Raw genomic sequence first — 24,639 nt, 5'->3', positions numbered from 1 at the left:
CCGGGGCCCGGCACAGACGCCGTGGCAGTCACCCACGTCCAGCGCCCACACCAACCTGCGGCGCGCCCTTACTCGGTCGTACGCATGGTGTAACGGCCCCGGGCCGGCCACGATTCCGCCCCCACGATGCCCCCGGTCACACCCCGAAACGGTCACCCGCCCCACCCGAGGCCCGATGCCACCCGCTGGGCCGACACCGCACCGGGACAACCACGACGAACCGAACAACAGGCGCACACGGACACGCAGGTGAGCGGGCTAGATCTTGGTACGAGACGGCCTTTGGAGGGGCGTATTCGTACCAAGATCTCGTAGGGGTGGGTCGGGTGCGGGCGGGATGGGGGCACCTGGTTTGGACACAGCCGGCGGTAACCGGCCGGCCCCGGTGGGACCGGCCGGCGGGCGTGACGCAGCCCGGCCGGCCCCTGGTGAGGACCGGCCGGACGGCGTCACGCGGGTGTCACCAGAGCTGGGAGACGACGTCCGCCGCCTGCTCCTCCCACTGCGCGTACGCGAACGGGTAGGCCGAGACCTGCACCGTCTGCGCGGCGGAGGTCAGCGGCAGGTTCTGCCAGCCGCCCACGTTCTTGAGCGCCTGGAAGAACGCCTGCGAGGCGTACTCGGGGTCGGTGATCTCGTCGGGCGAACCCCAACCCGACGACGGGCGCTGCTGGAACAGGCCCTGCGAGTCGTGGTCGTTGTACGCGCCCAGGTGGCCGAGGTTGTAGAGCTTCGACTCCTGTAGCGAGGTGGCGATGCCGATGACGGCACCCCGCTCACCCACGCCGGTGTCCTTGGCCTCCTGGATGATGGCCTTGGCGTTGGCGAGCTGCGCGTCGTCGAGCGGAACGCGCGACTGGGCGCCCTGCACGCCGTGCGGGATGAGCTCCTCGCGACTGGGCTTGTCGGCGGCCGGCTTGGTGGTGGTGCCACCCGTCGTCAGGGCCGACTCCTCGGCTGCTCCTGGCCTGCCCATGCCGGTGGCCTGCTCGATCGCCGCCACGGCACCCTCGTGGGGTGTGGTCGTGACCGGGGCGGCGACGGCCGTCGGTGCCAAGGCGAGGCCACCGAGGGCGGCGACACCCACCACGCTCAGCGCGATCTTGCGTTTCGGGTCCTTCGAGTCCTTCGCGATGGCCGGGAGCCATCGAGTGAAGTCGTACTTCACGATGGTTGCCCTTTCGGTCAGGCGAAGCGCTCCCTGGATGAGCACTCCTCGGGGGAAACTGCCGCGCCGGACGGGGTTTCGGTTCCGGCGATACGGGGGACACAACCAGCCTGACCTGTCGGTCATTCCGGATATGACCCGGTCCCGGCGGGCTGCGACCCAGGTCACTCGACGGTCGGGACGCGGCACCCCGGAAGCCCCAGTCCCGCCGGTCCGGTCGTTCAGGCGTGCGGAGCGCCGAACCGGACCAGGACGTGCCAGAGCTGCTTGAGGTGCTGGAGGGTGACCGCCGTCGGCCCACGGTCGGCCCAGCGGGACGGTTCGGTGACCACCGAGACCGCCGCACGGCCGATCAGGGCGGCGTCGACCGGTTCGCCCGGCCGGGCGAACTCGGCGTGCACCCGGGCGGCCAGCGGCGGGATGTCCGGCCCCCGGAACTCGGCGTCGATCCGGTCGACGGGAAGCGTGAACCCGGCGTGCCAGCGCAGGGCGAAGCCGTGCCGGCGGGCGAGTGCGACGAGCGTCGCCCCGGACCCCGTGCCCCGGAAGGACGGGTCGACGACCATCGCCTCCACGTCCCGGGCGAGGCTCAGCTCGCCGTGCACCTGCGCCTCGATGTAGTCGTCGAGCGCGCGACCCGCCGCGCCGGGTGCCCACACGGTGTCCGCACGGCGACGCAGCAACGTCCGGGCCAGGGCCACGACGTCGCCCGGCACGCCGAGGCTGACCCCGGTGCCGTCGGTCGCGGCCAGCAGCGCCGCCAGCACCGGCTCGAAGACGTCGACGGTGCCGGTGTCCCTGGGGCCGAGATGGCTGTCGCCGAAGCAGAACGTCGCCCGTGCGAGCACCTGCGGACGCAGCCGCAGGTGGCAGGAGCCGAACCGGGGGCAGGCACCGTCCGGATGGTCGAGCAGGTTCAGGCCGCCGTACTTCGGCCGGTCGCCGGGGCGTACGCCGGGTGTCTGGTAGGCGCCGCCGAAGAGCACCTTCTCCCAGCGGTCCCGGTCGCCGCCGGGAAAGGCGGTCAGCCCGCCGTTGGAGATGCCGGTCTCGAACTGGCTGCGGTAGACGCCCTCGGCGGCGAGGGCGTCGACGACCGTACGCCCGTCGGCGAGCAGCCGGTCGGGGTGGAAGTTGAGGGTGAGCCGGCCGTGCCGGCCGACCGCCGCGATCAGCCGCTCCGGTCGGTGGGTGACGCCCGAGCCGGCGAACGCCCGGGCGATGGCGGCCAGGGCGGCGGGACGGTCGCGCAGCGCCGTCGCGCGGACGTGCGCGAGGGCGGCGTGCTGGGCGGGGGTGAGTGCCTGCGCCGCGGGTACGGCGGCAGGTTCGGTAGCGGGTCGCACAGCGACGAATCTCCCCCAGGCACAGGCCGGGACGCATTCCGTTTTCGGCGACAGTGGGCATCATGGCCATGGGCGGCCGGTGGGCCGGCGTCGGGACCGGCGACTACAGTCAGACGCCAAGTGAAAGACGACGAATGACTGGTGGTGCCGTGGTCGCGCAGGTGGCGCTGGGAGACCACGTCCGCTGCCGGATGGTGCGTCGTCCAGGCGACCTGGTGCGCGGCACCGGGTTCTCCGGCACCATGGGAGAGCCGGCATGACCGGGGTGCGACACGCGGAGACGGCTGACTCCTTCGTACACGAGGGGCTCTTCTACCGCGATCCGGACGGCCTGCTCGCGGGTACCGTGCCGTTCGTCACCGGCGGGCTCGCCGCCGGGGAGCCCGTGCTGGTCGCGATGCCCGGTGCCAACCTGCGGCTGGTCCGCGCCACGGTCGGTCCCACGGACGCGGTGCGCTGGGCCGACATGACGCAGGCCGGCCGGAACCCGGGCCGGATCATCCCCTGGGTGCTGCAGGCGTTCATCGAGCAGCACGCCGGCCGCCGGGTGCGGATCATCGGCGAGCCGATCTGGGCCGGGCGCAGCGCGACGGAGTATCCGGCGTGCGCCCAGCACGAGGCGCTGATCAACATGGCGTTCGCCGGCCGCGACGCGACCATCCTCTGCCCGTACGACGCCGGGCGGCTCGACGCCGACGTGCTGGCCGACGCGTGCGCCACGCACCCGGTCCTCGTCGACGACGCCGGGCGACGCCCGAGCGCGCAGTACGCCCCGGCGGAGGTGGTCGCCCGCTACAACACGCCCCTGTCGACCCCGACTGAGCCGGTTTCGGCGCTGGCCTACCGGTTCGACAGTCTGCCGGCCGTGCGCCGGTTCGTGACCGGGCACGGCCAGGCCGTGGGGCTGGACGAGGACCGGCTGGCCGACCTGCGGATCGCGGTGACCGAACTGGCGGCGAACAGCGTCGCGCACGCCGCCGGCAGCGGGGTGCTGCGCGTGTGGCACACCGCCGAGCACCTGGTCTGCGAGATCCAGGACGACGGCTGGCTGGCCGACCCGCTGGCCGGGCGGCTGGCCCCGGCCACGGACGGCATCGGTGGCCGTGGGCTGGTGATCGTCCAGGCGCTGTGCGACCTGGTCCGCGTGCACAGCACGGCCGCCGGAACGACCATCCGGCTGTACGTGCGGCGCCAGGCCTGACCGTGCCCCGGACCGACGTTGACCGGTCCGGGGCACCGCGCGGCTGCGGGTACGGGTCAGTGCCCGCGGGCCAGCCACTCGTCGAGGTGGGGAGCCTCCGCGCCCACCGTGCTGCTCTCCCCGTGCCCGGTGTGCACGACCGTCTCCGGCGGGAGGGTGAGCAGCCGGTCCCGGATCGAGGCGACGATCGTGCCGAAGTCGCTGTACGAGCGTCCCGTCGCCCCCGGCCCGCCGGCGAAGAGGGTGTCGCCGGTGAACACCACGCCGAGCTGCGGCGCGTGGAAGCTGCACGCGCCGGGGCTGTGGCCGGGCGTGTGCAACACGGTCAGCGTGGTGCCGGCCACCTCGACGGTCTGCCCGTCGCGCAGCTCCCCGCCCGGTGCCTCGTCGGGGTGCACCATGTCCCACAGCACCCGGTCAGCGGGGTGCAGCAGCACCGGCGCGCCGGTGGCCCGGGCCAACTCCGGGGCCACCCGGACGTGGTCGTCGTGCGCGTGGGTGGCGAGAATCGCCCGGACCCGCCGGTCGCCGACAGTGGCCAGGATCGCCTCGACGTCGTGCGGGGCGTCGACGACGACGCACTCGGCGTCGTCGCCGATCACCCACACGTTGTTGTCCACCTCGAAGGTCTGGCCGTCGAGGGAGAACGTGCCGGAGGTGACGGCGTGGTCGACCCGGGCCGCCGTCACAGGACCACCACCGAACGCAGCACGTCGCCGCGGTGCATCCGGGCGAACGCCTCCTCGACCTGGTCCAGGGCGATCTCCTCGGTGACGAAGGCGTCGAGGTCGAGCCGGCCCTGCAGGTAGAGCTCGGTGAGCATCGGGAAGTCCCGGCTGGGCAGGCAGTCGCCGTACCAGCTCGACTTCAGCGAGCCGCCGCGGCCGAAGACGTCGAGCAGCGGCACGTCGACGGTCATCTCCGGGGTCGGCACGCCGACCAGCACGACGGTGCCGGCCAGGTCGCGGGCGTAGAAGGCCTGCTTCCAGGTTTCGGGGCGGCCGACCGCGTCGATCACCACGTCGGCGCCGAAGCCGCCGGTGGCGGCGCGGATCGCCTCGACCGGGTCGTCCTGCCTGGCGTTGACCGTGTGGGTGGCGCCGAACTTGCGCGCCCAGTCGAGCTTGCGGGGGTCGGTGTCCACCGCGATGATCGTCGTCGCGCCGGCCAGCGCGGCGCCGGCGACGGCCGCGTCGCCGACACCGCCACAGCCGATCACGGCCACCGAGTCACCCCGGGTGACCCCGCCGGTGTTCATGGCGGCGCCGAGACCGGCCATCACGCCGCAGCCGAGCAGCCCGACGGCGGCGGGCCGGGCCGCCGGGTCGACCTTGGTGCACTGACCGGCGTGGACCAGGGTCTTCTCCGCGAAGGCGCCGATGCCCAGCGCCGGCGTGAGCTCGGTGCCGTCGGTGAGGGTCATCTTCTGCGCCGCGTTGTGGGTGGCGAAGCAGTACCACGGCCGGCCCCGGCGGCAGGCCCGGCACACCCCGCAGACAGCCCGCCAGTTGAGCACCACGAAGTCGCCCGGCGCGACGGCGTCCACCCCCTGCCCGACCTGCTCGACCACACCGGCCGCCTCGTGCCCGAGCAGGAACGGGTAGTCGTCGTTGATGCCGCCCTCCCGGTAGTGCAGGTCGGTGTGGCAGACCCCGCAGGACTGGATCCGCACGATCGCCTCGCCCGGACCCGGATCCGGCAGCACGATCGTGGTCACCTCGACCGGCGCGCCCTTGCTGCGGGAGATGACTCCCCTGACCTGCTGGCTCACGGTTCCTCCTGCTCCAGGCCGACGCGTCGCGCCGCCGTCCGTCGGTGCGCTGACACGGCACCTCGATCATGTTCCTCGGGCGAACCTACCCCGATCGTCGCGGACGACCCGGGGCCGGCGGGCGGTTATCCCGGGCGGCGAGGGGTAGGCGGGGGCACGGTTCGACGGTCGGACGGGAGTGCGCCAAATGAAGATCAGCCATCTGCCGCTGCGGGTCAGTATCGGCGCGTTCGTCCTCAACTCGGGGATCGGCAAGCGGTCGCTGGAGGGCGAGGCCGCGCAGGGCGTGCACGGAATGGCCGTCGGCGCCGTCCCGCAACTCCGGCAGCTCGACCCGGACCGGTTCGCCCGGCTGCTCTCCCGGGCCGAGATCGCCCTGGGCGCCACGCTGCTCGCACCGTTCGTCCCGTCGGCGCTGGCCGGTCTGGGGCTGGCCGCATTCGGCGCGGGCCTCGTGCAGCTCTACCTCAAGACACCGGGGATGCGCGAGCCGGGCAGCCTCCGGCCCACGCAGCAGGGCATCGGCCTGGCCAAGGACGTCTGGCTGCTCGGTGCCGGCCTGACCCTGGTGCTGGACGACCTCACCCACGGCCGCCACCGCCGCTGAGTTCCCGGGCCGGCCGGGCCGGGTTCCACCGCGGCCGGGTCGGGGACCGCCGTCGGCGGGTTCGGGCGGGCGTCGCGGGTGGTCAGGCGGGCGTGGCGGCAGGGTCAGGCGGGCGTCGCGGCGACGGGCGTACGCGCGGCGATCTCGCGGCGGGCCGCGTTGCGGTAGCGCAGCACCTGGACCGCGCCGAGTGCCCACAGGACGTACTGCACGGCGAAGGCCCACCGGAAGGCGGTCAGGTCCGGGGCGGCCTGACCTGCGGGAGTGGCCAGATCGAGCACCACACCGACGGCCAGCACCAGCACGATCGAGGCGACGAAGCCGCCGACGTTGACGACGCCGGTGGCGCTGCCGATCCGGTTGACCGGGTTGAAGCTACGCGCGTAGTCGAACCCGATGAGGGAGGCCGGGCCGTTGACCGCCAGCACCAGCACCAGCGTGACCAGCAGCCAGCCCGGCGCGCGTCCCGGCCAGGCGAGCACGACCGCCCAGACGACGGCGGTGGCGCCGGTGATCGCGAAGACCAGCACCGAGCGGTGGAACGGGTGCCGGGCACAGAAGTGCGCGATCATCGGCCCGGTCAGCAGCATGGCGGCGGTCATCAGGGTGAGCAGTGACGCCGCTGTGGTCGGGCTGAGCCCCTGCCCCTGCACCAGGAACGGGTACCCCCAGAGCAGGGCGAACACCGCGCCGGAGAACTGGGTGACGAAATGCGTCCAGAGCCCCAGCCGGGTGCCCGGCTGGGCCCACGCGGCGGCGAGTTCCCGGCGGACGTCGGCGAGAGTGGGCGCCGCGCCGGTGGGGACCTGCCCGCCCGGGGTGTCCCGGACGGCGACGACGACCATCAGCAGCGTGGTCGCACCCACCGCCGCAGCGGTGAGGAAGGCGGGGGTCCAGCCCGCCCAGTGCAGCAACGCCACCAGCGGCACGGCGCCGAGGAGCGCCCCGAACTGGCCGAGCGTGCCGGTGAGCTGGGTCATCATCGGGTAGCGCCGGCCCGGGAACCACACCGCCACGAGCCGCAGCACGCTGATGAAGGTCATCGCGTCGCCGAGCCCGATCAGCACCCGGGCGGCGATGGCGAGGGGCACGTCGGTGGCGAGGGCGAAGCAGAGCTGACCGGCGACCATCAACACGCCGCCAAGGATGAGCAGCCGGCGGGATCCGAACCGGTCGAGCAGCACGCCGACCGGGACCTGCATCGCCGCGTACACGGCGAGCTGGGCGACGGAGAAGGTGGCCAGCGCCGAGGCGTTGACGTCGAAACGGTGCGCCGCGTCGACGCCGGTGACACCGAGCGAGCTGCGGTGGAAGATGGCGGCCACGTACGCGGCCACGGCCACGCCCCAGACGAGCCCGCCTGCCGACCGGCGCGAGGCGACCGGCGCGGTCAGCACCGTCACCGTAGGGCCCGCAGCACGGCCGCGGCATTGTCGATGTGCGCGGCGACGGCGGCGAGCCAGCGCCCGGGGTCGTCGGAGTCGAGCGCAGCGAGCTGGTCGGCGTGCTCGGTGAGCGCCATCTCGGCCCAGCCGGGCGAGAGCCGGAAGCTGGCCTCCCCCATTCGCAGCTGCCGGTCGCGCAGTCGCTGGTACAGCTCGGCGAGGATCTCGTTGCCGGCCGCGTCCACCACGGTGGCGTGGAACGCCCGGTCGGCCTGCATCAGCGCGGTCAGGTCGCCGGCGGCGTGCGCGTCGCGCATCTCGGCCAGCCGGGCGGCGAGGTCGCCCCGCAGCGCCGCGCGCCGAGGCCAGACCTGCTCGGCGGCGTGCAGCTCGACCAGCCGCCGTGCCTCGATGACGTCGGTGATCTCGCGGGCGGAGACCGGGCGGATCAACGCGCCCCGTTTGGGATAGAGCCGAACCAGCCCCTCCGCCTCCAGGCGCAGCAGCGCCTCCCGCACCGGGGTACGGGAGACCCCGGTGGCTTCGGCGATCTCCCCCTCGCTGACCAGCGACCCGCCCGGATGGATCTGCTCCAGGATCTCGCGCTTGAGGTGCCGGTAGGCGCGTTCGGCGGCCGAAAGGGTGGCCGTCCGGCCCGGCGGGGAGGGATGCGTCATGTATCTATGGTGCGTTTCCCCACCTCATCGCCCCGCCGCGCCCCCGCCCGGGGTGGCGCGCGCCACGCGCGGCCGGCACGACCGGAGAGGCGGCACGGTCAGTGCGGACGCAGAGTCAACAATCCGTCGCCGTCGGCGGCGAACCCGGACGCGAACTGCGGGCCGAAGCCGTCGAGCAATTCGCCCAGCCAGCGGGCGTCGCCAGGCGCGGCCCGCTCCAGCCGCATCCGGCGCATCCGCATCGGAGCCGCGCGCAGTCGCCGCAGTGCCCCGGTAGCCGCGTCGACGGTCGGCAGCCAGAGCAGCCGAAGCTCCGGCCGGTACGCCTCCTGTCCGCTGATCCCCTCGTAGTCGTCGACCAGGTCGCCGCAGCCGTAGAGGATCAGCCGATCCCGGTACACCTCGACGGGGCGCGGATGGTGCGACGAGTGGCCATGCACCACGTCCACGCCGGCGTCGACCAGCCGGTGGGCGAACTCGACGTGCCCGGGCGGCACCTCGTACCCCCAGTTGGTGCCCCAGTGCACGGAGACCAGCACCCGGTCCCCCGGCCCGGCCACGGCGGCGATCCGCCCGGCCAGCGCGTCGGCTGAGGCGGCCGAGGCCTCCGGCAGGTACGCCAGCCCGGGCCCGCCGGCGGTGGCCGCCCAGGACGGGGGCACCCCGCTGGACGGCGTGGCCACCGACCAGACCAGCAGTTGGCGGCCCGGGCCGAGCGGCACCCGGGCGGGCGCCCAAGCCGCCGCCGCGTCCCGGCCGGCCCCGGCGGTGGCGATGCCGGCGCCGACGAGGGCGTCGAGGGTGTCGGTGAGCCCGACCGGGCCGAAGTCGAGGCTGTGGTTGTTCGCCAGCGCGCAGACGTCGAGCCGGGCCTCGGTGAGGCAGGCCAGGTTGCCCGGCTGCATCCGGTAGTGGATCGCCTTGGCCGGGGCGGGCTCACCCCGGCCGGTCACCGCGGTCTCCAGGTTGACGAGGCGCACGTCGGGCCGGAGCGCACCGAGCAGGTCGAGCGCCTCGCCCCACGGCCAGGCCGGGGGCACCGGGCTCGGGACCGGCCCACTGGCGGCCCGGGCGAGGTCGACGTAGTCGCGGGCGTCGCGTACCGCCGGTTCGCGCAGCTCGGGCGGGCCCGGCGCGGGCAGGATCGCATCCACGCCCCGGCCGGTCATCACGTCGCCGCCGAGCAAGAGGGTCACGTCGGGCATCCGACCGCTTTCCCCGCCGGGCCGCCCGTTCACCTCCCGCCGACCGGGCGCCGTCGCGTCGCCGACCGGGCGCCGTCGCCAGGCGCGGCGACGACCGGGCGAAGCGGCGCGACCGGTCAGCCGGTCCCGGCGACCGCCGGCCGGTCGCCGGCGGCATCGCGGGGCGGGACACCGCCGCCGGGCTCCTCGACGCCGTTGCCGGGCACGGCGGCGTCCGTACCGGCCTCGGCCCAGAAGTCGACGAGCAGACGGTGGAACTCCCCGGCGCACTCGATCTGCGGCATGTGCCCGCAGTCTTCGAACAGGTGGGTACGGGCCCTGGGCAGCCGCGCCCGGGCGGCGTCGAGGTGCACCGCCGGCAGGATCAGGTCCCGGTCGCCCCAGACGACCAGGGTGGGTACGTCGAGCCGCTCCACCTCGGCCAGCAGTTCCTCCCGCCACTGCGGGCTCACGCCGCGGAAGGTGCCGAGGCTGCGCGCGGTCTCCAGCATCACCCGGGCGGCGTACGGCTGTCGGGCGACCGCCAGGGCGTGGGCGACGCGTTCGGCGGTGGCGAAGGCCGGGTCGTGGAAAAGGGACAGCTCGGCGCGGCGGGCGGCCCATCTGGTGGGCCGCAGCAGCAGCCGAGCCAGCGGGCGCAACGCCAACAGCCGCAGCGCGACGGTCACCTCCCGGCCGAAGCCGGCGCTGTTTGCCAGCGTCAGGCTGGCCACCCGGGCCGGCTCGGACGCCGCGAGGCGCATGGCGACCGCGCCGCCGAGGGAGTTGCCGACCACGTGCGCAGGCCGGTCGACGCCGACGGCGTCGAGGTAGTGGGCGGCGAAGTCGGCCAGCGCCGGCAGAGTGCAGGGCCGGGCCATCGGCAGCGAACCGCCGTAGCCGGGCAGGTCGACGCTGTGCACCCGGAACCGCTCGGCGAGCAGCTCGTGCAGCTCGGTGAAGTCGCGCAGGGTTCGGCCGATGCCGTGCAGCAGCAGCACCGGGGGCCCGTCGCCGTCGACGCGGTGGCACACCCGCCGGCCGTCCACGGTGACGTGCCGGGGTCGACGCCCGGCCGGGGCGCTCACGCCGGCTCCCCGGCCGGATCGGCCCCGGCGGCCGGCTCGGGCTGCCGCTGCGGCGGGCCGGGCGGCGCGGTGCCGGCGCGGCGGGCAGGGGCACCCGCGACGCGGTTCATCCCGAAGGCCAGCACCCGGCCGTACGACGCGGGTGCCACCCGGGCCAGCAGGTCGGGCAGCTTCGCCGACCAGCCGATCAGCACCCGGCCCCGGCGGCGCCGCACGCCGCGCAGGATCACCTCGGCGGCCCTGGCGGGGTCGATGGTGAGCAGCTTCTCGAACTGCCGGCGGCCGGTCTCGAACTCCTCGGCGGGAACACCGCCGCCCACCCGGGCGTTCTGCGCGATCCGGGTCCGGATCCCGCCCGGATGCACCACGGTCACCCCGATCCCGTCGTCGGCCAGCTCGTGGCGCAGCGCCTCGGTGAAGCCGCGCACGGCGAACTTGCTGGCCGCGTAGGCGGCCTGCCCGGCCGGGGCGAGGATCCCGAAGAGACTGGAGACGTTGACCAGGTGCGCGCCCGGTTCGACCCGCAGGGTGGGCAGCAGCACGTGGGTCAGCTGCACCACGGCCCGGAAGTTGACGTCGACGACCCAGCTGAACTCGTCCAGGCTCACCTGGTCGAACCGGCCACCCAGCGCCACGCCGGCGTTGTTGACCAGCAGCCGGACCACCGGGTGCCGCTGCCGGATCTCCTCGGCCACCCTCGCGGTGGCGGCGGCGTCGGCCAGGTCGACCAGGTAGGTGGCGAGCTGCCGGTCGGGATACGCGACGCGCAACGCCGCGACGACGGCGTCGAGCCGCCCGGCGTCCCGGTCGACCAGCACCAGGTCGCTGCCCCGGCGGGCAAGCCCGTGGGCGAGGGCCTCCCCGATCCCGCTGGCGGCGCCGGTGACCACGGCCGTACCGCCGGTGAAGACGAACCTACGCACGGACGGTCCTCCTTTCCGGTGTGCCGGCACGGGAGAACCGCACACCGGGGTCGGTGAGCCGGCCGTGCCGCATCAGCAGGGCGTCCCGGGGATAGTTCTGGTGCAGCCGCCACGGCGCCCGGGCGCCCTGCCTGGGCAGGACGTCGACGCTGCGCAGCACGTAGCCGGCCGCCAGGTCGATGATGGGAACCAGCTCGCCGTCGGGCGGCGGCAGCGGGGTGACGACCTGATGGCCGGTGCGGTCCAGATGGTGCAGCAGCCGGCAGACGTAGGTGGCGACCAGGTCGGATTTCAACGTCCACGAGGCGTTGGTGTAGCCGATGGTCATCGCGAAGTTCGGCACCCCGGAGAGCATCATGCCCTTGTAGGCGACGGTGCGGGGCAACTCCACCTCGGCGCCGTCCACGCTCAGCGTCATGCCGCCGAGGGCGAGCAGGTTGAGCCCGGTGGCGGTGACCACGACGTCGGCCGCCAACTCCTCGCCGGAGGAGAGCCGGACGCCACGCTCGGTGAAGGTGTCGATGGTGTCGGTGACCACCGACGCCCTCCCCCGTGCCAGCGCGGTGAACAGGTCGCCGTCGGGCACCACGCACAGCCGCTGGTCCCACGGGTCGTAGCGGGGTGAGAAGTGCCGGTCCACGTCGTAGCCGGCCGGCAACCGGCCCCGGACAGCGCGCAGCAGCAGCTTCCTGACCAGGGCGGGCGCGCGCCGGCTGAGCTGGAAGTTGGCGGTGGCGAGCAGGACGTTCTTCCACCGCACCACCGGATACGCGGCCTTCGCCGGCAGCCAGCGCCGCAGCGCGTCGGCGAGCACGTCGCGCGAGGGCAACGCCAGGACGTACGTGGGTGAGCGCTGGAGCATGGTGACGTGGGCGGCGCGCTCGGCCAGGGCCGGCACCAGGGTCACGGCGGTGGCGCCGCTGCCGATCACCACCACCCGCCTGCCGGTGTGGTCGAGGTCCGCCGGCCAGTGCTGCGGGTGCACGATCCGCCCGGCGAACCGGTCGGTGCCCGGGAACTGCGGGGCGTAGCCGGCGTCGTAGCGGTAGTAGCCGGTGCAGGTGAACAGGAAGGAGCAGGTCAGCGTCACGGTCTCGCCGGTGTCGTCACGATGGGCGTGCACCGTCCAGCGGGCACGTTCACCGTCCCAGTCGGCGCGGAGCACCCGGTGCCGGAAGCGGATGTGCCCGGTGACGCCGTACTCGTCGGCGGTCCGGCGTACGTAGTCGCGGATGGAGTCGCCGTCGGCGATGGCCTTCGGGTCGGTCCACGGCTCGAAGGAGTAGCCGAGGGTGAACATGTCGGAGTCGGACCGGACGCCGGGATAGCGGAACAGGTCCCAGGTGCCGCCGATCGCGTCGCGGGACTCCAGCACCGCGTACGTCTTCTCCGGACAGTCACGGCTCAGACGGCAGGCGGCGCCGACACCGGACAGGCCGGCACCGACGATGAGCACGTCGACGTGGTCGGTGGCCATCTCGTCTCCCGTCCGCGGGGGTGACACCGGACACTATCCAGAGCCGCCGAGGTGCGCCAACTGTGGGCGCCGTGCTGGAGCGCTGGGTGCACGTCATCGAGACGGCGATCGGGGCCGAACGGCGGCGCGGAGCGGCCCCCGACGGCGTGTCCGCCCGCGACCTCGCCATCGCGCTCAACTCGATGAACGAGCGCGTCTGGTACGCCACCTTCGCTGGCGACGGGCCGGCGGTGGCCGAGCGGGATGCGGTACCGAGCGCCGGCGTCATGCCCGCCGGCCGGCACGACCCGACCCGACCGCCTCGCGGCGGGTCGGCCGGGGACGGCGGCGCAACCGGGCCAGAAGCCACATCAGCGGCACGGCCACCAGGCCCAGCAGGCCCCAGGGGTGGCGGGTCGCCTCGACGGCGAAGGCGACGGGGTGGCCGGGCAGGTCGATCCGGCCGTGCAGTTCGTGCCGGCCCACGATGGCGTCGTCCATCGGCACCAGGATCCGGTACTCCCGGGTCTGCCCGGCCCCGATCGTGCCGAGCGCCGGCGCCTCGACGATCCCACGCACCCGCCCCGGGCGGCCGAACAGCAGCGAGAACGGGGGGTCGACGATGTCGGTGGAACCGGCGTTGTGCAGGGTGAGGTCCACGCTCAGGTCCCCCGGCAGACCGAACCAGCCGTACGCTCCGGCCAGGTCGGTGGCGCGCAGGCCGGCGATGACCAGTTCCGGGGTGCCGGCAGGGACCGGGGCGGGAGGCGCCGTCACGCCGGCCAGACGCAGGTCGGTGGTGGCGCGGGTGGTGCCGGTGGGTGTGCGGGCCCGCAGCAGGCAGGGACAGGCGACCGGCGGGGCGGCGAGCACCACCGGCAGGCTCACCGTGCCCGATGGCGGCACCTGCCCGTGCGCGGCCCGGCTGGTGGCGCAGTCGAGTGCGCCGCGCCTGCCCCCGTTGCCGCAGACATCCAGTTGCACGGTGCCCGCCGGCCAGCCCGCGAGAACCACCGGGACCTGTTCACCGATCCGGAACGTGCCGGCTGGTACGGCGATCTGTGGCACCGTCGCCGGTTCGGCGGACGGAGGCGCCGCGACGGGTGAGGCGGCGACCAGCGCCAGCAGCGCGACGCCGGCCGGTAGGAGCCGGCTCACGGTGTGCCGGCGGGCGAGTCTGTGGGCGAGTCGGCGGCCCGCCGGGCGGCCGGCGACCTGCCGTCGGTCGTCCGGCCGGGGTCCGCATCCGTGCCGGGGTCCGCATCCGTGCCAGGAGCCTTGGTGCCGGCCGCCCTCGCGGCGGTGGAGCGGCGGCGCCACCGGACGGCCGACCAGCCGGCCAGTACGGCCAGCAGAGCGAGCAGCAGCCACGGCGGTGCCCAGGTGGCCACGGAGCGGAGCACCGGCGGCAGCGCGGCGTCCACGGTGGTCGGTGCCAGGTCCACCTCGGCGGTCAGCCGGAGCGCCGGCGGTACGCCGGTGATCCGCTCGGTGACGGTGAAGACCGCGCCGGGCAGCAGCTCGGGCAGGTCGACCGGGGCGGTACGGGCCAGTTCCCATCCGAACGGCCCGTTGACGGCCACCGTGCCGGTTCCGCCGACGCGCACGTTACCGGTGTTGCGCAGGCGATAGGTGACCACGGCGTCCCCGCCGGCGGCCGGGTTGACGGGATTGTCGTAGCTGACGCGTACGGATTCGATCGTGACGGCGGGACGGATGTCACCGTTCACCCTGAGGTAGACCCGCGCGGCCAGCCGCTGGTCCACCCGGACCTGCTGCCCGTCGGCGGTGGTGCGGGCCTGGGCGATGGCGGCGATCACCCCGCCCGCGTGGTCGCCCGGCGTGGCGTTGGCGGGCACGCTCAGCCGGAACGGGATGTCGGCGCGGCGTCCGGGTGGAACCGTCCAGCTGCGCCGGTCGAAACGGATCCAGGAGCCGACGTCGGTGGCCGCCTGGTCCGCCGGCAGCAGCGCGAAGGCGCCGTCGGTGGTGGTGTAGGCGTCGGTGCCGTACACCTGGAAGGTCAACGGCCGGTCGCTGAGGTTGCTGACGCCGACGTGGTCGGTGAGGGTGCTGCCGGGAGCCAGGTCGTAGATGAAGTAGTTGCGTCCGGTCGGTCCGTCCGGGCCGGACGGCTGCACCGCCCACCGGGTCGCGGCGGCGCCGGGCGTCGGCTTGGCCGGGGTGCCGGCCGGCGACGGCGTGGGGGCGGCGGCGGCCGGCGGGGCCAGTGCCGCCGTGAGCAGCACGGCGGCGAGGGTGGCCCCGGTCCGGGACAGGAGGGTGACGAGGGACATGCCGGGCTCCGGAGGGGGTGGAGACGGTGGGCGGGGCGGCCGGTGGGGCGGGACGTGACGTCCCGCCCCACCGGTGACCCGACGCCGACCTAGGAGAGGGTCAGGGTGAGGGTCGCCGTGTAGTCGCCCGCCGCGGCGGACGCCGGCACACCGAGGTTCAGCTGGGCACCGCAGGTGAAGGTGCCACCGCTGGCCCCGGCAGCCGAGGTGCAGAGCGCCCGGGCCCCGCCGAGGCCGGCGCCGGGCGCGGCCACCGCGCCCGGGACGACCGTGCCGGGGTTCCCGCCGAGCGGATCGTCGACCGCGACCGCGCTCGGCGTCCAGCCGAGGTTGTCCGCGGCGATGACCCCGCCGGTGCCGGAGGCGAAGTCGGACACCTGTCCGACGAGGCTCCAACCGGCGTCGGTGCCCCGCAGGTCCGCCACGGTGGCATCGTGCAGGGCTCCGCTGGCGACCTGGCCGTTGGTCACGGCCGGCAGGGCGACGGCGGAACCGGCCACGCCCAGCGTCAGCGGGCCACCCTTCACGGTGGCGGTGATCCGCTGCTCGGCGTCGCCCGCACCGGCGCCGGTCCCGGCGAAGGTGACCGGCGTGAAGGTGTCCTGGCTGCGGTCCGCCGAGCCGCGGGCCGCGAACGTGATGACGTAGCACTGCACGGCGGTGCAGTCGACCCGCTTGCCGGTGCCGTCGGTGTAGACCGCGCTGATCGGCAGCGTGGTCCGGAACGTGCCGTCGGCGTTGAGCTTGTCCCGCGCCTCCGTCGGCTCGTTCGCCGCATTCACCCACTTGGTCACCTGGAGCACGCCGGCGTTGACCCAGTGCTCGTCGACCCTGGGCCCGAAGGAGACGTAGACGCCGGCCGCCCCGTTGGCGGCGGGGTCGAAGCCGGATCCCTCGACGGTGATCGTCGCGCCCGACGGGTCGAGCCCGCCGGACGGGGTGACGACCACCGCCGGTCGCGCCGGCCCGGCGTCGCCGGTGGTGAAGGTGAACGACACCGGGTCGAGCGCGTCACCCGCGGCGTAGAAACCGTTGAACGCCGAGGCGCCCGCGGTGGTCAGCGTCGCGGCGAGGTCGGTACCGGTCACCGTGCCCGCGTTGCCAGCCGGGTTTCCGCCGCCGACGGCGAGGGTGGCGATGGTCGCCTGCCGCACCGAGACCGGTTCGGCCGCTGTCGTGGTCAGGTCGACGTCCGCCTTCAGGGCGGCGGTGCCGCCGGAGATGGCGATCGTCGGGTTGGCCAGGGCGATGCTGAAGAAGTGTCCGGGGTACGAGAAGACCACCTTGCCGCCGTAGCCGGCACTGGTGGCACCGGTGGCGGCGTCGTGGGTGCCCCCCGTCGACGGGAAGGTGAACGTGCCGTCGGCGTTGACGGTGGCCCCGTTGCTCGCCGCGATCGGCGGGTTGCCGTTTCCGCCGGCGACGTAGTTGCGGAAGGACTCCTTGAAGCCCCAGGTCAGGGTGCCGCCGGTGATGTCGGCCTCGGCTGCCGAGGCGGGGCCGGCGCCCACGAGTGCGGCCGACAAACCGAGGACGGCGACCGCCGCCCAGCGCATCGACTGCCGCCAGGCGTTACCGGCTCTGGATCGGACCATGCTGACTCCCTCTCTTGATCCGTTACGGACGGTCAGTAAGGTTAGGCAAACCTAACCATCCGGTCCAGCGGCGTTCGGTTTGATCACCTGGACCGAACAACCCCTTGTGAGCAGCCGCCTTATAACTTAGGTTAGCCAAACCTAAGTCTGCTCGGCCGCGCGGCCGTCGCTCTCGTGAGGAGCCCGATGCGAACACGGCGTCACGCCTTCCTGGCCGCCACCCTGATCACCGTGGGTGTCGTCGCCGCTCCACCCCCCGCCTACGCGGGCACCGGACGCGGCCCCGGCGGTCAGACGCTCAGCGTCACCCCCAGCACCGGCCTCGGCAGCTCCGGCGCGACCGTCACCGTCTCCGGCAGCGGGTACGACGTCACCAAGGGCATCTACGTGGCGTTCTGTGTGGACAACGGAGCCGGCAAGGCCCCGGGCCCGTGCGGCGGCGGCGCCGACACGACCGGCTCGCTCGGGGCCTCGCACTGGATCTCGTCGAACCCGCCCTCGTACGGCGAGGGGCTGGCCGTTGCGTACGGGTCCGGCGGATCGTTCCGGGTCACCCTCCGGGTCACCCCGGCCATCGGCGCCGTCGACTGCACCACCCGCCGGTGCGTGGTGGCCACCCGCGCCGACCACACCCGCGCCGCCGACCGCTCCCAGGACGTCCGGGTCGCGGTGACCTTCGCCCGCTCCGCCGCCCCTGCGTCGACCGGTTCCCGCCCGACGCAGGCCGGCACCGTCGCCCCCGGTCGCACCCCGGCGGGTTCCACCGGAGCCCCGGGCAACACCGCCGCGCCAGGCCCCAGCACGGCCCGGACCGCTCCCCCCGCCCCCGCCGGCTCGCCGGGGATCGCCACCACCGCCGGGGACGGTGCCGCCGTAGCCGGCGCCGCTCCCGCCGAGCCGGCGATCAGCCGGGTCAGCGCCGCCACCGGGACCGGTCGCGGGTGGACCATCGCACTGCTGTCCCTCGCGCTGGCGGTCACGGCCCTGCTGGGCCTGCGCCGGTGGCGCCGCCGAGGGACGGCCCGGTGACGGGGACCATCCGGCCCACCCGCGCAGCCGCCCGCCATGCCCCGCTCCCCCGGTCCGGGGCATGGCGCAGGAAGTCGCCGACGGCACCGCCGGCCGCCGCCCTGCTGGCGCTGCTCTGCGGGGCCGTCGTCGGCTGCTCCGCGCCCACCTCCGGAGCCGCGCCGGCGGACCCCGCCTCCTGCGGGCCGGTCACAGCCACCCTGGACAGCACCGACGTCATCGCGTTGCGCCCGGCACCGACACCGGCCCTTCCGGCCACCGTCACCTCCGCCGACGGCACCACCGTCACCGTCACCGACGCCAGCCGCATCCTGCCGGTGAACCTCTACGGGTCGATCGCCGAGACCGTGTTCGGCCTAGGCCTCGGCGACAACGTCATCGGCCGGGACACCTCGACCACGTTCCCGGCGGCAGCGCACCTTCCCGTCGTGACCCCGGCCGGGCACGACCTCTCCGCCGAGGCGGTACTGGCCCTGAACCCGACCGTCGTGCTCGCCGACGACAGCATCGGGCCGCCGGAGGTGCTGCGGCAGTTACGCGCCTCCGGTATCCCCGTCGTCCTCGTCGAGGCCGAGCAGACCCTCGACGCCGTACCGGGGCACGTCCGCGCGGTGGCGGCGGCCCTCGGCGTCACCGCGGCCGGCGAACAGCTCGTGGCCCGGGTCGAGGGCGAGATCGCCGCCGCCCGCCGCAGCGCGCCGGAGGGCAGGGCGCCCCGGATCGCCTTCCTCTACCTGCGCGGCACCGCCGGTGTCTACCTGGTCGGCGGCGAGGGAGCCGGCTCGGACGCGATGATCGAGGCAATCGGCGGGGTGGACGCCGGCAGCGCCATCGGACTGGCCAAGTTCCGCCCGCTGACCAGCGAAGGTCTGATCAACGCCGCACCGGACGTGATCCTGGTGATGAGCGCCGGGCTCGCCTCCGTCGGCGGCGTCGACGGCCTGCTGAAGCTTCCCGGGGTAGCGCAGACCCCGGCCGGCGCGGCCCGCCGGATCGTCGACATGGAAGACGGCACCCTGCTCACCTTCGGCACCCGGTCCGGCCGGACCGTGCAGGCCCTCGCCACGGCCGTCCACTCCTGCGGCGCACGGTCGTGACCGGCGTCGACACCGGCGTCCGGCGGACGGTACGGCCCCCGGCCGGTCGCTCGGCCCGGCGCGGAACGGCGCTGCTCGCCGGCCTCGGCGCCGCCCTGGTGCTGGTCGCCCTTGTCGCGGCGGGCCGGGGGCAGGTCCAGATCTCCCCCGCCGAGGTGCTCGGCTCGGTCCTGCACCGGGTCGGCCTGGACGTCGGCACCCTGCCAGCGAACCCCCAGGGCGAGAACGCCCTCTGGATCGTCCGGTTCCCCCGGGTGGTGCTGGCCGCCGTGGTGGGCGCCGCGCTCGGCTGCGCCGGCGCCGTCATGCAGGGCGTCTTCGGCAATCCCCTGGCCGAACCCGGCGTCATCGGTGTCTCCGCCGGAGCGGCGGTCGGCGCGGCACTCGCCATCGTCACCGGGGTCACCGTCCTGGGCGGCTGGACCGTGCCCGCCGCTGCCTTCGCCGGCGGGCTGGCCACCACGTACGCCGTCTACCTGCTGTCCCGCTCCGGTGGCCGGACCGAGGTGGTGACCCTGGTCCTGACCGGCGTCGCGGTCAACGCGGTCGCCGGGGCGGTGATCGGACTGCTCATGTTCGTCGCCGACGAGTCCGGCGTGCAGGCCATCGCCTTCTGGAACCTGGGCAGCCTGGCGTCGGCGAACTGGTCGGCGGTCACGCTGGCCACGCCCTGCCTGGCGGTCGGTCTCGCCGTCGCGTACGCCGACGCCCGTCGACTCGACCTGCTCGCCCTCGGCGAGCCCGCCGCCCGGCACCTCGGGGTCGACGTCGAACGGCTACGGATCCGCATGATCGTGGTCACCGCGCTGCTCGGTGCGGCGGCCGTGGCCTTCACCGGCATCATCAGCTTCATCGGTCTGGTGGTGCCGCACCTGGTCCGCATGGTCGCCGGTCCGGGGCACCGCGTGCTGTTGCCGGCCAGCGCGCTCGGCGGGGCGGTCGTGGTGATCGCGGCCGACCTCGCCGCCCGAACCCTGGTCGCCCACCAGGAGCTCCCACTCGGCGTGCTCACCGCGGTCGTCGGCGGGCCGGCCTTCTTCTGGTTGCTGCGCCGCACCCGGAACCGGGCCGGAGGCTGGGGATGAGCCCGTTCAAAGGCGGGCTGACGCGCGGCCCGCGTCGCTGGGCTGCGCCCCGCGTGCCGGTGCCGGTGCCTCCGGGGACGACCCGCGTCCGGGTCGCCGGCCTGCGCGTCGACCGCACCGGACAGCCGGTGCTGGACGGGGTCGACCTGCGGATCCGGGCCGGCGAGGTGCACGCGCTCGTCGGACCGAACGGCGCGGGCAAGTCCACCCTGCTCGCGGCCGTCAGCGGCGACCTGCCGGCGGTGGCCGGCACCGTCGAGATCGACGGGTCGCCCCCGGCCGGATGGTCGCCGGTGGAACTGGCGATGCGCCGGGCCGTGCTACCCCAGCGCAGCACGCTGAGCTTCCCGTTCACCGTCGACGAGGTGGTGCGGATGGGACGGGCGCCGTGGGCGGGGCGGCCGGAACAGCAGCGCGACGACGCGACCGTCGCCGACGTCCTTGAGCGCTGCGACGTGACCCGGTTCGCCGACCGGCGGTACCCGTCGCTCTCGGGCGGCGAACAGGCGCGCGTCACGCTGGCCCGGGCACTGGCGCAGCGCGCCGCCGTGCTGTTGCTCGACGAACCGACCGCGGCCCTCGACCTCGGCCACCAGGAACTGGTCATGCGCATCGCCCGTGATCGGGCGCGCGCCGGGGACGCCGTGGTGGCGGTGCTGCACGACCTGACCCTCGCCGGCGCGTACGCGGACACCGTCACCCTGCTCGCCGACGGCCGGGTGCGTGCCGCCGGACCGCCGGCGGAGGTCTTCACCGCAGCACTGCTCAGCGAGGTCTACCGGCACGACGTCGAGGTCGTGCCACACCCACGTACCCGGCTACCGTTGGTCGTTCCGCGACGGCGGCGACCGGCCCGGCCCCCCGTCACCCTGGAGGAGACATGAGTCCGACCAGCACCCCGTTCTCGGCCGAACTGCGGGCCGCCAGCAAGGAGGCCCACCAGGGCGCCGAGTCCCAGCGTTACATTTCCGCCCTGGTAGCCGGCGACCTGGACCGCGCGGGCTACACCGCGCTGGTGATGCAGCACCACGTGATCTACGAGGCACTGGAGGGTGCCGCCGAGGCGATGCGCCACGACCCAGTCGCCGGCCCGTTCGTCGACGACGCGCTGACCCGACTGCCGGCCCTCGCCGCGGACCTGGAGTTCCTGCTCGGGGCCGACTGGCACGGACGGATCGAGCCGAGCCCGGCGACGGTCTCCTACGCCGGGCGCCTCGGCGCGGTCTGCGCCAGCTCGCCGGAACAGTTCATCGCCCACCACTACACCCGCTACCTCGGCGACCTCTCCGGCGGCCTGCACATCGGCCGGTCCGTCGCCCGGCACTACGGGCTGGCCGGGGACGCCGGCGCGGCGTTCTACCGGTTCGACCGGATCACCAGCCCGAAGGCGTACAAGGACGCCTACCGGGCCAGGCTGGACGACCTCCCGCTCGACGAGGAGGGACGGGCCGCGCTGCGGGCCGAGGTGCTCGTGGCGTACCGGCACAACACCGAGGTCTTCGCCGACCTGGCCCGGTTCGTTCCGGCCGGAGACGCGGAGGTGGCGGCGTGACCGCCCCGTTCACCCCCGAGGTGGTCGGCGCCGTCTGCCGGCACATGAACGACGACCACCCCGAGGACTCGCTGCTCATCTGCCGCACGCTCGGCGGGCAACCGGCCGCGACCCGCGCCCGGGCCACCGGCCTGGACGCCGAGGGGATGGAGTTCGCCGTCACCGCGCACGACATCGAGGTCCCGGTGCGGGTGCCGTTCGCCCACCGGCTGACCGAGCGCGTCCAGATCCGGCAGGAGGTGGTGCGGATGTACCGGGAGGCCTGCCAGCAACTCGGGCTCCCACCGCGCCCGGCCGGCTGACCGACCGGCGGGCGGCGATGGCCTGGTGGAACGCGACGTCCGCCGATGGTGTTGGTCAGCTCGCGCAACCGGCTCGCTCAGGGCTGGGAGATGCCCCCACCGGCCCGGCTCGGCGTCCCGCTGAGTCGAGCCGGTAGGGCCGCGAGCCGGTCAGCCGGTCGGCGCCCGGGTGAACTCCATGACCCAGTTGGTCTCCCAGGTGCGCTCGCCGTCGGTGGAGAACGCCTGCTCCCAGCGGCAGGAGGTCGGGGTGACCGCGGACCAGACGAACCGGCACCGCACCGGGCGCCCCTCGTCGACGTCGTCGGCGAGAAACGTTCCCACTCCTGCGGCGAACCGGCCGACCACCGGCGGCAGCTCCAACATCCCGCGCCGGCTGTTCATCCAGTAGATGGACCAGGTGCCCGCCGCCGGGTCGAAGATCCGCATGGTCGCGCCGGAGAAACCGCGGGTGGGGAAGGTGATCTCGTCGAAGCTGCCGGCACCGCCGAAGAAGCTCCGGGCCACGGAGACCCCGGGGAACTCGTCCCAGTCGTCGCCGCCGACGTGCCGCTCGCGCAGACGCCGGTTGGCCACGTTCCAGGTGCCGACAAGGAAGTCGAAGTCGCCCATCAGCGCCCCACCGGCCCCTCGGCGCGGCTGTCGGCGATCCAGCCGGTCAGGTCCGGGCGCTCCGGTGCCAGCACGTGCCGGGCCCAGGCGGCCCGCTCGTGCTCCAGCACCCCCAACTCCCAGACACAGCCCGCCCAGGAGCGGTCCAGGTCCACGAAGCGGGCCGGGTCGTCGTCCGGGCAGCCGACGGCGGGCTGACCGGCCGCCGCGATCCGCACCTCCACCACGTTGTCCCAGACCCAGCTGTACGCCAGCAGGTACGCCCCCGTGTCGGCGCCCCGGTGCAGCACCACCCAGCCGGCCGCCGGCATGCCGTCGCCGTCGCGGGTGGGCAGCAGGCGGGGCAGCACGGCGTACGCGGCCCGCTCCACCTCCGGTTCGATCCGGTGCTCCGGCTGGTCCACGTGGTAGCGCTTGAGCTTGCGGCCGGCGACCGTGAGAGGTCCCGGCACCCGAAGTTCCTTGTCGCGAAAAGCCATGCCGGGACGGTAGGGACACTTCACTGACAACTACTGTCAGCGGAATGCGTGCCAGTCGACTGCTCTCCCTCCTGATGCTGCTCCAGGCCCACGGGCGGATGACCGCCGCGCAGCTCGCCGAGCGGCTGGAGGTGTCCACCCGCACCGTCTACCGCGATGTCGAGTCGCTGCACGCGGCCGGCATCCCGCTCTACGGCGAGTCCGGGCACGCGGGTGGCTACCAGCTCGTCGACGGCTGGCGGACGAGGCTGACCGGGCTGACCGCCCATGAGGCGGAGCGGCTCTTCCTCGCCGGGCTGCCCGGGCCCGCCGCCGAGCTGGGCTACGGGGCGGCGGTCGCCGCGCTCCAGCTCAAGCTGCACGCCGCGCTGCCGCCCGCGCTGGCCGACCGGGCGGCCCGGATCCAGGAGCGCTTCCACCTGGACACCCCCAACTGGTACGCCGACGGCGACGCCTCACCGCACCTCGCCGAGGTGGCCGAGGCGGTCTGGCGGCAGCGCCGGATCGCCGTGCGCTACCGCAGCTGGGCCGGGGAGGTCGACCGGGTGCTGGAGCCCTACGGACTGGTCCTGAAGGGAGGCCGGTGGTACACGGTCGCCGGCCGGCCCGGGCGGGACGGGCCCGCCACCTACCGGGTCAACCAGGTCCTGTCGCTGACCACCCTCGACGAAGAGTTCCCGCGCCCGGCGGGATTCGACCTGCCCGCCTGGTGGCGGGCGCACGTGGTGCGCTTCAGGGCCGGCCTGCACCGTGACGTCGCCACGATCCGGCTCTCTTCCCGGGGTCGGGACCGGCTCCGGGAGATCGCCAGCGAGCTGGTGGTGGCGGCCGTGGACGACACCGCCGGGCCGCCCGACGACGTCGGCTGGGTGACCGCCGTCGTCCCGATCGAGTCGCTCACCCACGCCCACGGCGACCTGCTGCGGCTCGGCGCGGACGTGGAGGTGCTGGCCCCGGCCGCGCTGCGGGACCGGCTCGCCGCCACCGCCACCGCTCTCGCCGCCCTCTATGCCCCGCATCCGGCCGTGATCGGCAGCGGTGGACGGGCACCGACCTGAACCCCGCTCCCCGCTCCAGAGGGGACGGTGGCGGGGCGCCGGTTGTCGGCGGATTGTGCGACCCTGGGGGCGCTGCCCGGTCACCGGAGGTGATGGCCACGTTACGACTGTGCGCACTCGTCGCCATGCCCGGCACCGCCGCGGTGACCCTCGACGTCCCCGCTGGCGCCTGCGCCGGCCTGGTCGCCGCCCCGCCCCTCGGCACCGCCGTCGCCCGGGTGGTGAGCGGACTGGCCGCGCCGGTCGCCGGCCGGGTCCTGGTCGGCGACCGGGAGGTGACCACCCTGCCGCCGCCACAGCGCCACATCGCCTACGTGCCGGCCGGCGGCGCGCTGCTGCCCCACCTCACCGTGCGCCGCAACATCGCCTACGGCCAGCGCCGGCGGGAGCGGGTGCGGGAGGTGGCCGACGCCTGGACGGCGACGGTGGTCGACCAGCTGGAGCTGGCACCGACGTTGGGGCTGCACCCGCATCTGCTGTCGGAGGCGCAGCGGTTCCGGGTGGCGCTGGCCCGGGCGGTGGTCTGCCTGCCCGAGGTGCTCGTGATCGACCTGCCGACCGGGCCGGTCGTCGGCGGGCGGCTGACCGACCTGTTCGAACGGCTCTCCCCACCGGACACGCCGGGGGTGGCCGTGCTGGTGTGCACGGCCGACCCGACCGCCCTGGCCGACGTGCCGGTCGCCGCCGAGGTGGACGAGTGACGTCGGCGGGCTGGGCGATGTCGGCG

26 protein-coding genes and 1 pseudogene are annotated in these 24,639 nt (G+C 74.5%); 12 read left to right on the top strand and 15 right to left on the bottom strand.

Going from position 1 to position 24,639, the window contains the following annotated elements:
- Positions 1-460: 460 nt before the first annotated feature.
- Both GA0070608_RS24670 and GA0070608_RS24665 read right to left on the bottom strand, forming a co-directional pair.
- Complete coding sequence (locus GA0070608_RS24670) at positions 461-1,168, bottom strand: hypothetical protein (RefSeq protein ID WP_091630856.1); 708 nt, start codon at positions 1,166-1,168, stop codon at positions 461-463.
- Between the two features lie 221 nt (positions 1,169-1,389).
- Positions 1,390-2,514, bottom strand: a complete 1,125-nt coding sequence (locus GA0070608_RS24665) for a DUF3626 domain-containing protein (protein WP_091630855.1) — start codon at positions 2,512-2,514, stop codon at positions 1,390-1,392.
- Between the two features lie 134 nt (positions 2,515-2,648).
- Here GA0070608_RS24665 and GA0070608_RS34035 point away from each other — a divergent pair, with 134 nt between their 5' ends.
- Together GA0070608_RS34035 and GA0070608_RS24660 are read left to right on the top strand one after the other, a co-directional pair.
- A complete protein-coding gene (locus GA0070608_RS34035; RefSeq protein ID WP_266322011.1) occupies positions 2,649-2,774 on the top strand; it encodes a hypothetical protein in 126 nt (41 codons plus the stop codon).
- Positions 2,771-3,715 carry a sensor histidine kinase gene (locus GA0070608_RS24660; protein ID WP_091630854.1) on the top strand — a complete coding sequence of 315 codons (945 nt, stop codon included), beginning with the start codon at positions 2,771-2,773 and terminating at the stop codon, positions 3,713-3,715. Before GA0070608_RS34035 ends, GA0070608_RS24660 begins: the two co-directional genes overlap by 4 nt.
- Before the next feature lie 56 nt (positions 3,716-3,771).
- On the opposite strand, the gene GA0070608_RS24655 is transcribed toward GA0070608_RS24660, so the two are convergent.
- Both GA0070608_RS24655 and GA0070608_RS24650 read right to left on the bottom strand, forming a co-directional pair.
- Complete coding sequence (locus tag GA0070608_RS24655) at positions 3,772-4,404, bottom strand: MBL fold metallo-hydrolase (protein ID WP_091630853.1); 633 nt, start codon at positions 4,402-4,404, stop codon at positions 3,772-3,774.
- Entirely contained in the window at positions 4,401-5,486 is a 1,086-nt protein-coding gene (locus GA0070608_RS24650) for an S-(hydroxymethyl)mycothiol dehydrogenase (RefSeq protein WP_091630852.1), read from the bottom strand. The genes GA0070608_RS24655 and GA0070608_RS24650 overlap by 4 nt, the downstream gene beginning before the upstream one ends.
- A gap of 187 nt (positions 5,487-5,673) precedes the next feature.
- On the opposite strand from GA0070608_RS24650, the gene GA0070608_RS24645 reads away from it, so the two are divergent.
- Positions 5,674-6,093, top strand: coding sequence for a hypothetical protein (locus tag GA0070608_RS24645; RefSeq protein WP_091630851.1), 420 nt, complete (start codon positions 5,674-5,676; stop codon positions 6,091-6,093).
- A 104-nt stretch (positions 6,094-6,197) separates the two neighbouring features.
- Here GA0070608_RS24645 and GA0070608_RS24640 read toward each other — a convergent pair whose 3' ends face one another.
- The 6 genes from GA0070608_RS24640 to GA0070608_RS24615 all read right to left on the bottom strand — a co-directional run bounded on the left by GA0070608_RS24640 (position 6,198) and on the right by GA0070608_RS24615 (position 12,827).
- Positions 6,198-7,496, bottom strand: coding sequence for an MFS transporter (locus GA0070608_RS24640; protein ID WP_245715927.1), 1,299 nt, complete (start codon positions 7,494-7,496; stop codon positions 6,198-6,200).
- The gene (locus GA0070608_RS24635) at positions 7,493-8,155 is read right to left on the bottom strand and encodes a GntR family transcriptional regulator (RefSeq protein ID WP_091630850.1); all 663 of its coding nucleotides are present in this window, start codon (positions 8,153-8,155) and stop codon (positions 7,493-7,495) included. Before GA0070608_RS24635 ends, GA0070608_RS24640 begins: the two co-directional genes overlap by 4 nt.
- Positions 8,156-8,253: 98 nt before the next feature.
- On the bottom strand, positions 8,254-9,360 hold the full coding sequence (locus GA0070608_RS24630; RefSeq protein WP_091630849.1) for a CapA family protein: 1,107 nt from the start codon (positions 9,358-9,360) through the stop codon (positions 8,254-8,256).
- 116 nt (positions 9,361-9,476) lie between these two features.
- Positions 9,477-10,427, bottom strand: a complete 951-nt coding sequence (locus tag GA0070608_RS24625; protein ID WP_091630848.1) for an alpha/beta fold hydrolase — start codon at positions 10,425-10,427, stop codon at positions 9,477-9,479.
- Positions 10,424-11,350: an SDR family NAD(P)-dependent oxidoreductase gene (locus GA0070608_RS24620; RefSeq protein ID WP_091630847.1), complete on the bottom strand. Its 927-nt coding sequence runs from the start codon at positions 11,348-11,350 to the stop codon at positions 10,424-10,426. The genes GA0070608_RS24625 and GA0070608_RS24620 overlap by 4 nt, the downstream gene beginning before the upstream one ends.
- A complete protein-coding gene (locus tag GA0070608_RS24615) occupies positions 11,343-12,827 on the bottom strand; it encodes a flavin-containing monooxygenase (RefSeq protein WP_091630846.1) in 1,485 nt (494 codons plus the stop codon). Before GA0070608_RS24615 ends, GA0070608_RS24620 begins: the two co-directional genes overlap by 8 nt.
- A 45-nt stretch (positions 12,828-12,872) precedes the next feature.
- Here GA0070608_RS24615 and GA0070608_RS33655 point away from each other — a divergent pair.
- Positions 12,873-13,078 (top strand): annotated as a pseudogene (locus GA0070608_RS33655) (TetR/AcrR family transcriptional regulator); the annotation flags it as partial.
- 13 nt (positions 13,079-13,091) lie between these two features.
- On the opposite strand, the gene GA0070608_RS24605 reads toward GA0070608_RS33655, so the two are convergent.
- From GA0070608_RS24605 to GA0070608_RS24595, 3 genes are all read right to left on the bottom strand, one after another.
- A complete protein-coding gene (locus GA0070608_RS24605; RefSeq protein ID WP_091630845.1) occupies positions 13,092-13,964 on the bottom strand; it encodes a hypothetical protein in 873 nt (290 codons plus the stop codon).
- Positions 13,961-15,103: a WxL protein peptidoglycan domain-containing protein gene (locus tag GA0070608_RS24600; RefSeq protein WP_091630844.1), complete on the bottom strand. Its 1,143-nt coding sequence runs from the start codon at positions 15,101-15,103 to the stop codon at positions 13,961-13,963. The genes GA0070608_RS24605 and GA0070608_RS24600 overlap by 4 nt, the downstream gene beginning before the upstream one ends.
- A gap of 89 nt (positions 15,104-15,192) precedes the next feature.
- Positions 15,193-16,698 (bottom strand): HtaA domain-containing protein, encoded by a 1,506-nt coding sequence (locus GA0070608_RS24595; RefSeq protein ID WP_091630843.1) that lies wholly within the window; start codon positions 16,696-16,698, stop codon positions 15,193-15,195.
- Between the two features lie 186 nt (positions 16,699-16,884).
- On the opposite strand from GA0070608_RS24595, the gene GA0070608_RS24590 reads away from it, so the two are divergent.
- The 6 genes from GA0070608_RS24590 to GA0070608_RS24565 are packed head-to-tail and all read left to right on the top strand — an operon-like array spanning position 16,885 to position 21,763.
- Positions 16,885-17,727 carry a hypothetical protein gene (locus tag GA0070608_RS24590; RefSeq protein ID WP_091630842.1) on the top strand — a complete coding sequence of 281 codons (843 nt, stop codon included), beginning with the start codon at positions 16,885-16,887 and terminating at the stop codon, positions 17,725-17,727.
- Positions 17,724-18,824: a heme/hemin ABC transporter substrate-binding protein gene (locus GA0070608_RS24585; protein ID WP_245715926.1), complete on the top strand. Its 1,101-nt coding sequence runs from the start codon at positions 17,724-17,726 to the stop codon at positions 18,822-18,824. Before GA0070608_RS24590 ends, GA0070608_RS24585 begins: the two co-directional genes overlap by 4 nt.
- Positions 18,821-19,909 (top strand): FecCD family ABC transporter permease, encoded by a 1,089-nt coding sequence (locus tag GA0070608_RS24580; RefSeq protein WP_245715925.1) that lies wholly within the window; start codon positions 18,821-18,823, stop codon positions 19,907-19,909. Before GA0070608_RS24585 ends, GA0070608_RS24580 begins: the two co-directional genes overlap by 4 nt.
- Positions 19,906-20,793, top strand: coding sequence for a heme ABC transporter ATP-binding protein (locus GA0070608_RS33650; protein WP_091630841.1), 888 nt, complete (start codon positions 19,906-19,908; stop codon positions 20,791-20,793). The genes GA0070608_RS24580 and GA0070608_RS33650 overlap by 4 nt, the downstream gene beginning before the upstream one ends.
- On the top strand, positions 20,790-21,461 hold the full coding sequence (locus GA0070608_RS33645) for a biliverdin-producing heme oxygenase (protein ID WP_091630840.1): 672 nt from the start codon (positions 20,790-20,792) through the stop codon (positions 21,459-21,461). Before GA0070608_RS33650 ends, GA0070608_RS33645 begins: the two co-directional genes overlap by 4 nt.
- Positions 21,458-21,763 carry a DUF2470 domain-containing protein gene (locus GA0070608_RS24565; RefSeq protein ID WP_091630839.1) on the top strand — a complete coding sequence of 102 codons (306 nt, stop codon included), beginning with the start codon at positions 21,458-21,460 and terminating at the stop codon, positions 21,761-21,763. The genes GA0070608_RS33645 and GA0070608_RS24565 overlap by 4 nt, the downstream gene beginning before the upstream one ends.
- 150 nt (positions 21,764-21,913) lie before the next feature.
- Here the strand turns inward: GA0070608_RS24565 and GA0070608_RS24560 are convergent, their stop codons facing one another.
- Positions 21,914-22,375 carry a hypothetical protein gene (locus tag GA0070608_RS24560; RefSeq protein ID WP_091630838.1) on the bottom strand — a complete coding sequence of 154 codons (462 nt, stop codon included), beginning with the start codon at positions 22,373-22,375 and terminating at the stop codon, positions 21,914-21,916.
- Positions 22,375-22,854 carry a hypothetical protein gene (locus GA0070608_RS24555; RefSeq protein WP_091630837.1) on the bottom strand — a complete coding sequence of 160 codons (480 nt, stop codon included), beginning with the start codon at positions 22,852-22,854 and terminating at the stop codon, positions 22,375-22,377. The genes GA0070608_RS24560 and GA0070608_RS24555 overlap by 1 nt, the downstream gene beginning before the upstream one ends.
- A 44-nt stretch (positions 22,855-22,898) precedes the next feature.
- On the opposite strand from GA0070608_RS24555, the gene GA0070608_RS24550 reads away from it, so the two are divergent.
- Together GA0070608_RS24550 and GA0070608_RS24545 are read left to right on the top strand one after the other, a co-directional pair.
- A complete protein-coding gene (locus tag GA0070608_RS24550; RefSeq protein ID WP_091630836.1) occupies positions 22,899-23,912 on the top strand; it encodes a helix-turn-helix transcriptional regulator in 1,014 nt (337 codons plus the stop codon).
- Between the two features lie 92 nt (positions 23,913-24,004).
- Complete coding sequence (locus GA0070608_RS24545) at positions 24,005-24,613, top strand: ATP-binding cassette domain-containing protein (protein WP_091630835.1); 609 nt, start codon at positions 24,005-24,007, stop codon at positions 24,611-24,613.
- The last annotated feature ends 26 nt before the right edge of the window (positions 24,614-24,639 follow it).

Origin of the sequence: Micromonospora peucetia, from assembly GCF_900091625.1 — a bacterium.
GTDB lineage: Bacteria > Actinomycetota > Actinomycetes > Mycobacteriales > Micromonosporaceae > Micromonospora > Micromonospora peucetia.
The sequence above is the reverse complement of the archived record's forward strand: the minus strand, read 5'-3'. Positions and strand labels throughout refer to the sequence as shown.

What these genes read in the sequence shown, in the direction of transcription:
- GA0070608_RS34035 (WP_266322011.1), top strand. Translation starts at nt 2,649, where the DNA reads ATGACTGGTGGTGCCGTGGTCGCGCAGGTGGCGCTGGGAGACCACGTC.
- GA0070608_RS24550 (WP_091630836.1), top strand. Translation starts at nt 22,899, where the DNA reads ATGCGTGCCAGTCGACTGCTCTCCCTCCTGATGCTGCTCCAGGCCCAC.
- GA0070608_RS24560 (WP_091630838.1), bottom strand. Translation starts at nt 22,375, where the DNA reads ATGGGCGACTTCGACTTCCTTGTCGGCACCTGGAACGTGGCCAACCGG.
- GA0070608_RS24545 (WP_091630835.1), top strand. Translation starts at nt 24,005, where the DNA reads ATGGCCACGTTACGACTGTGCGCACTCGTCGCCATGCCCGGCACCGCC.
- GA0070608_RS24600 (WP_091630844.1), bottom strand. Translation starts at nt 15,103, where the DNA reads ATGTCCCTCGTCACCCTCCTGTCCCGGACCGGGGCCACCCTCGCCGCC.
- GA0070608_RS24660 (WP_091630854.1), top strand. Translation starts at nt 2,771, where the DNA reads ATGACCGGGGTGCGACACGCGGAGACGGCTGACTCCTTCGTACACGAG.
- GA0070608_RS24595 (WP_091630843.1), bottom strand. Translation starts at nt 16,698, where the DNA reads ATGGTCCGATCCAGAGCCGGTAACGCCTGGCGGCAGTCGATGCGCTGG.
- GA0070608_RS24645 (WP_091630851.1), top strand. Translation starts at nt 5,674, where the DNA reads ATGAAGATCAGCCATCTGCCGCTGCGGGTCAGTATCGGCGCGTTCGTC.
- GA0070608_RS33650 (WP_091630841.1), top strand. Translation starts at nt 19,906, where the DNA reads ATGAGCCCGTTCAAAGGCGGGCTGACGCGCGGCCCGCGTCGCTGGGCT.
- GA0070608_RS24635 (WP_091630850.1), bottom strand. Translation starts at nt 8,155, where the DNA reads ATGACGCATCCCTCCCCGCCGGGCCGGACGGCCACCCTTTCGGCCGCC.
- GA0070608_RS24555 (WP_091630837.1), bottom strand. Translation starts at nt 22,854, where the DNA reads ATGGCTTTTCGCGACAAGGAACTTCGGGTGCCGGGACCTCTCACGGTC.
- GA0070608_RS24590 (WP_091630842.1), top strand. Translation starts at nt 16,885, where the DNA reads ATGCGAACACGGCGTCACGCCTTCCTGGCCGCCACCCTGATCACCGTG.
- GA0070608_RS24615 (WP_091630846.1), bottom strand. Translation starts at nt 12,827, where the DNA reads ATGGCCACCGACCACGTCGACGTGCTCATCGTCGGTGCCGGCCTGTCC.
- GA0070608_RS24630 (WP_091630849.1), bottom strand. Translation starts at nt 9,360, where the DNA reads ATGCCCGACGTGACCCTCTTGCTCGGCGGCGACGTGATGACCGGCCGG.
- GA0070608_RS33645 (WP_091630840.1), top strand. Translation starts at nt 20,790, where the DNA reads ATGAGTCCGACCAGCACCCCGTTCTCGGCCGAACTGCGGGCCGCCAGC.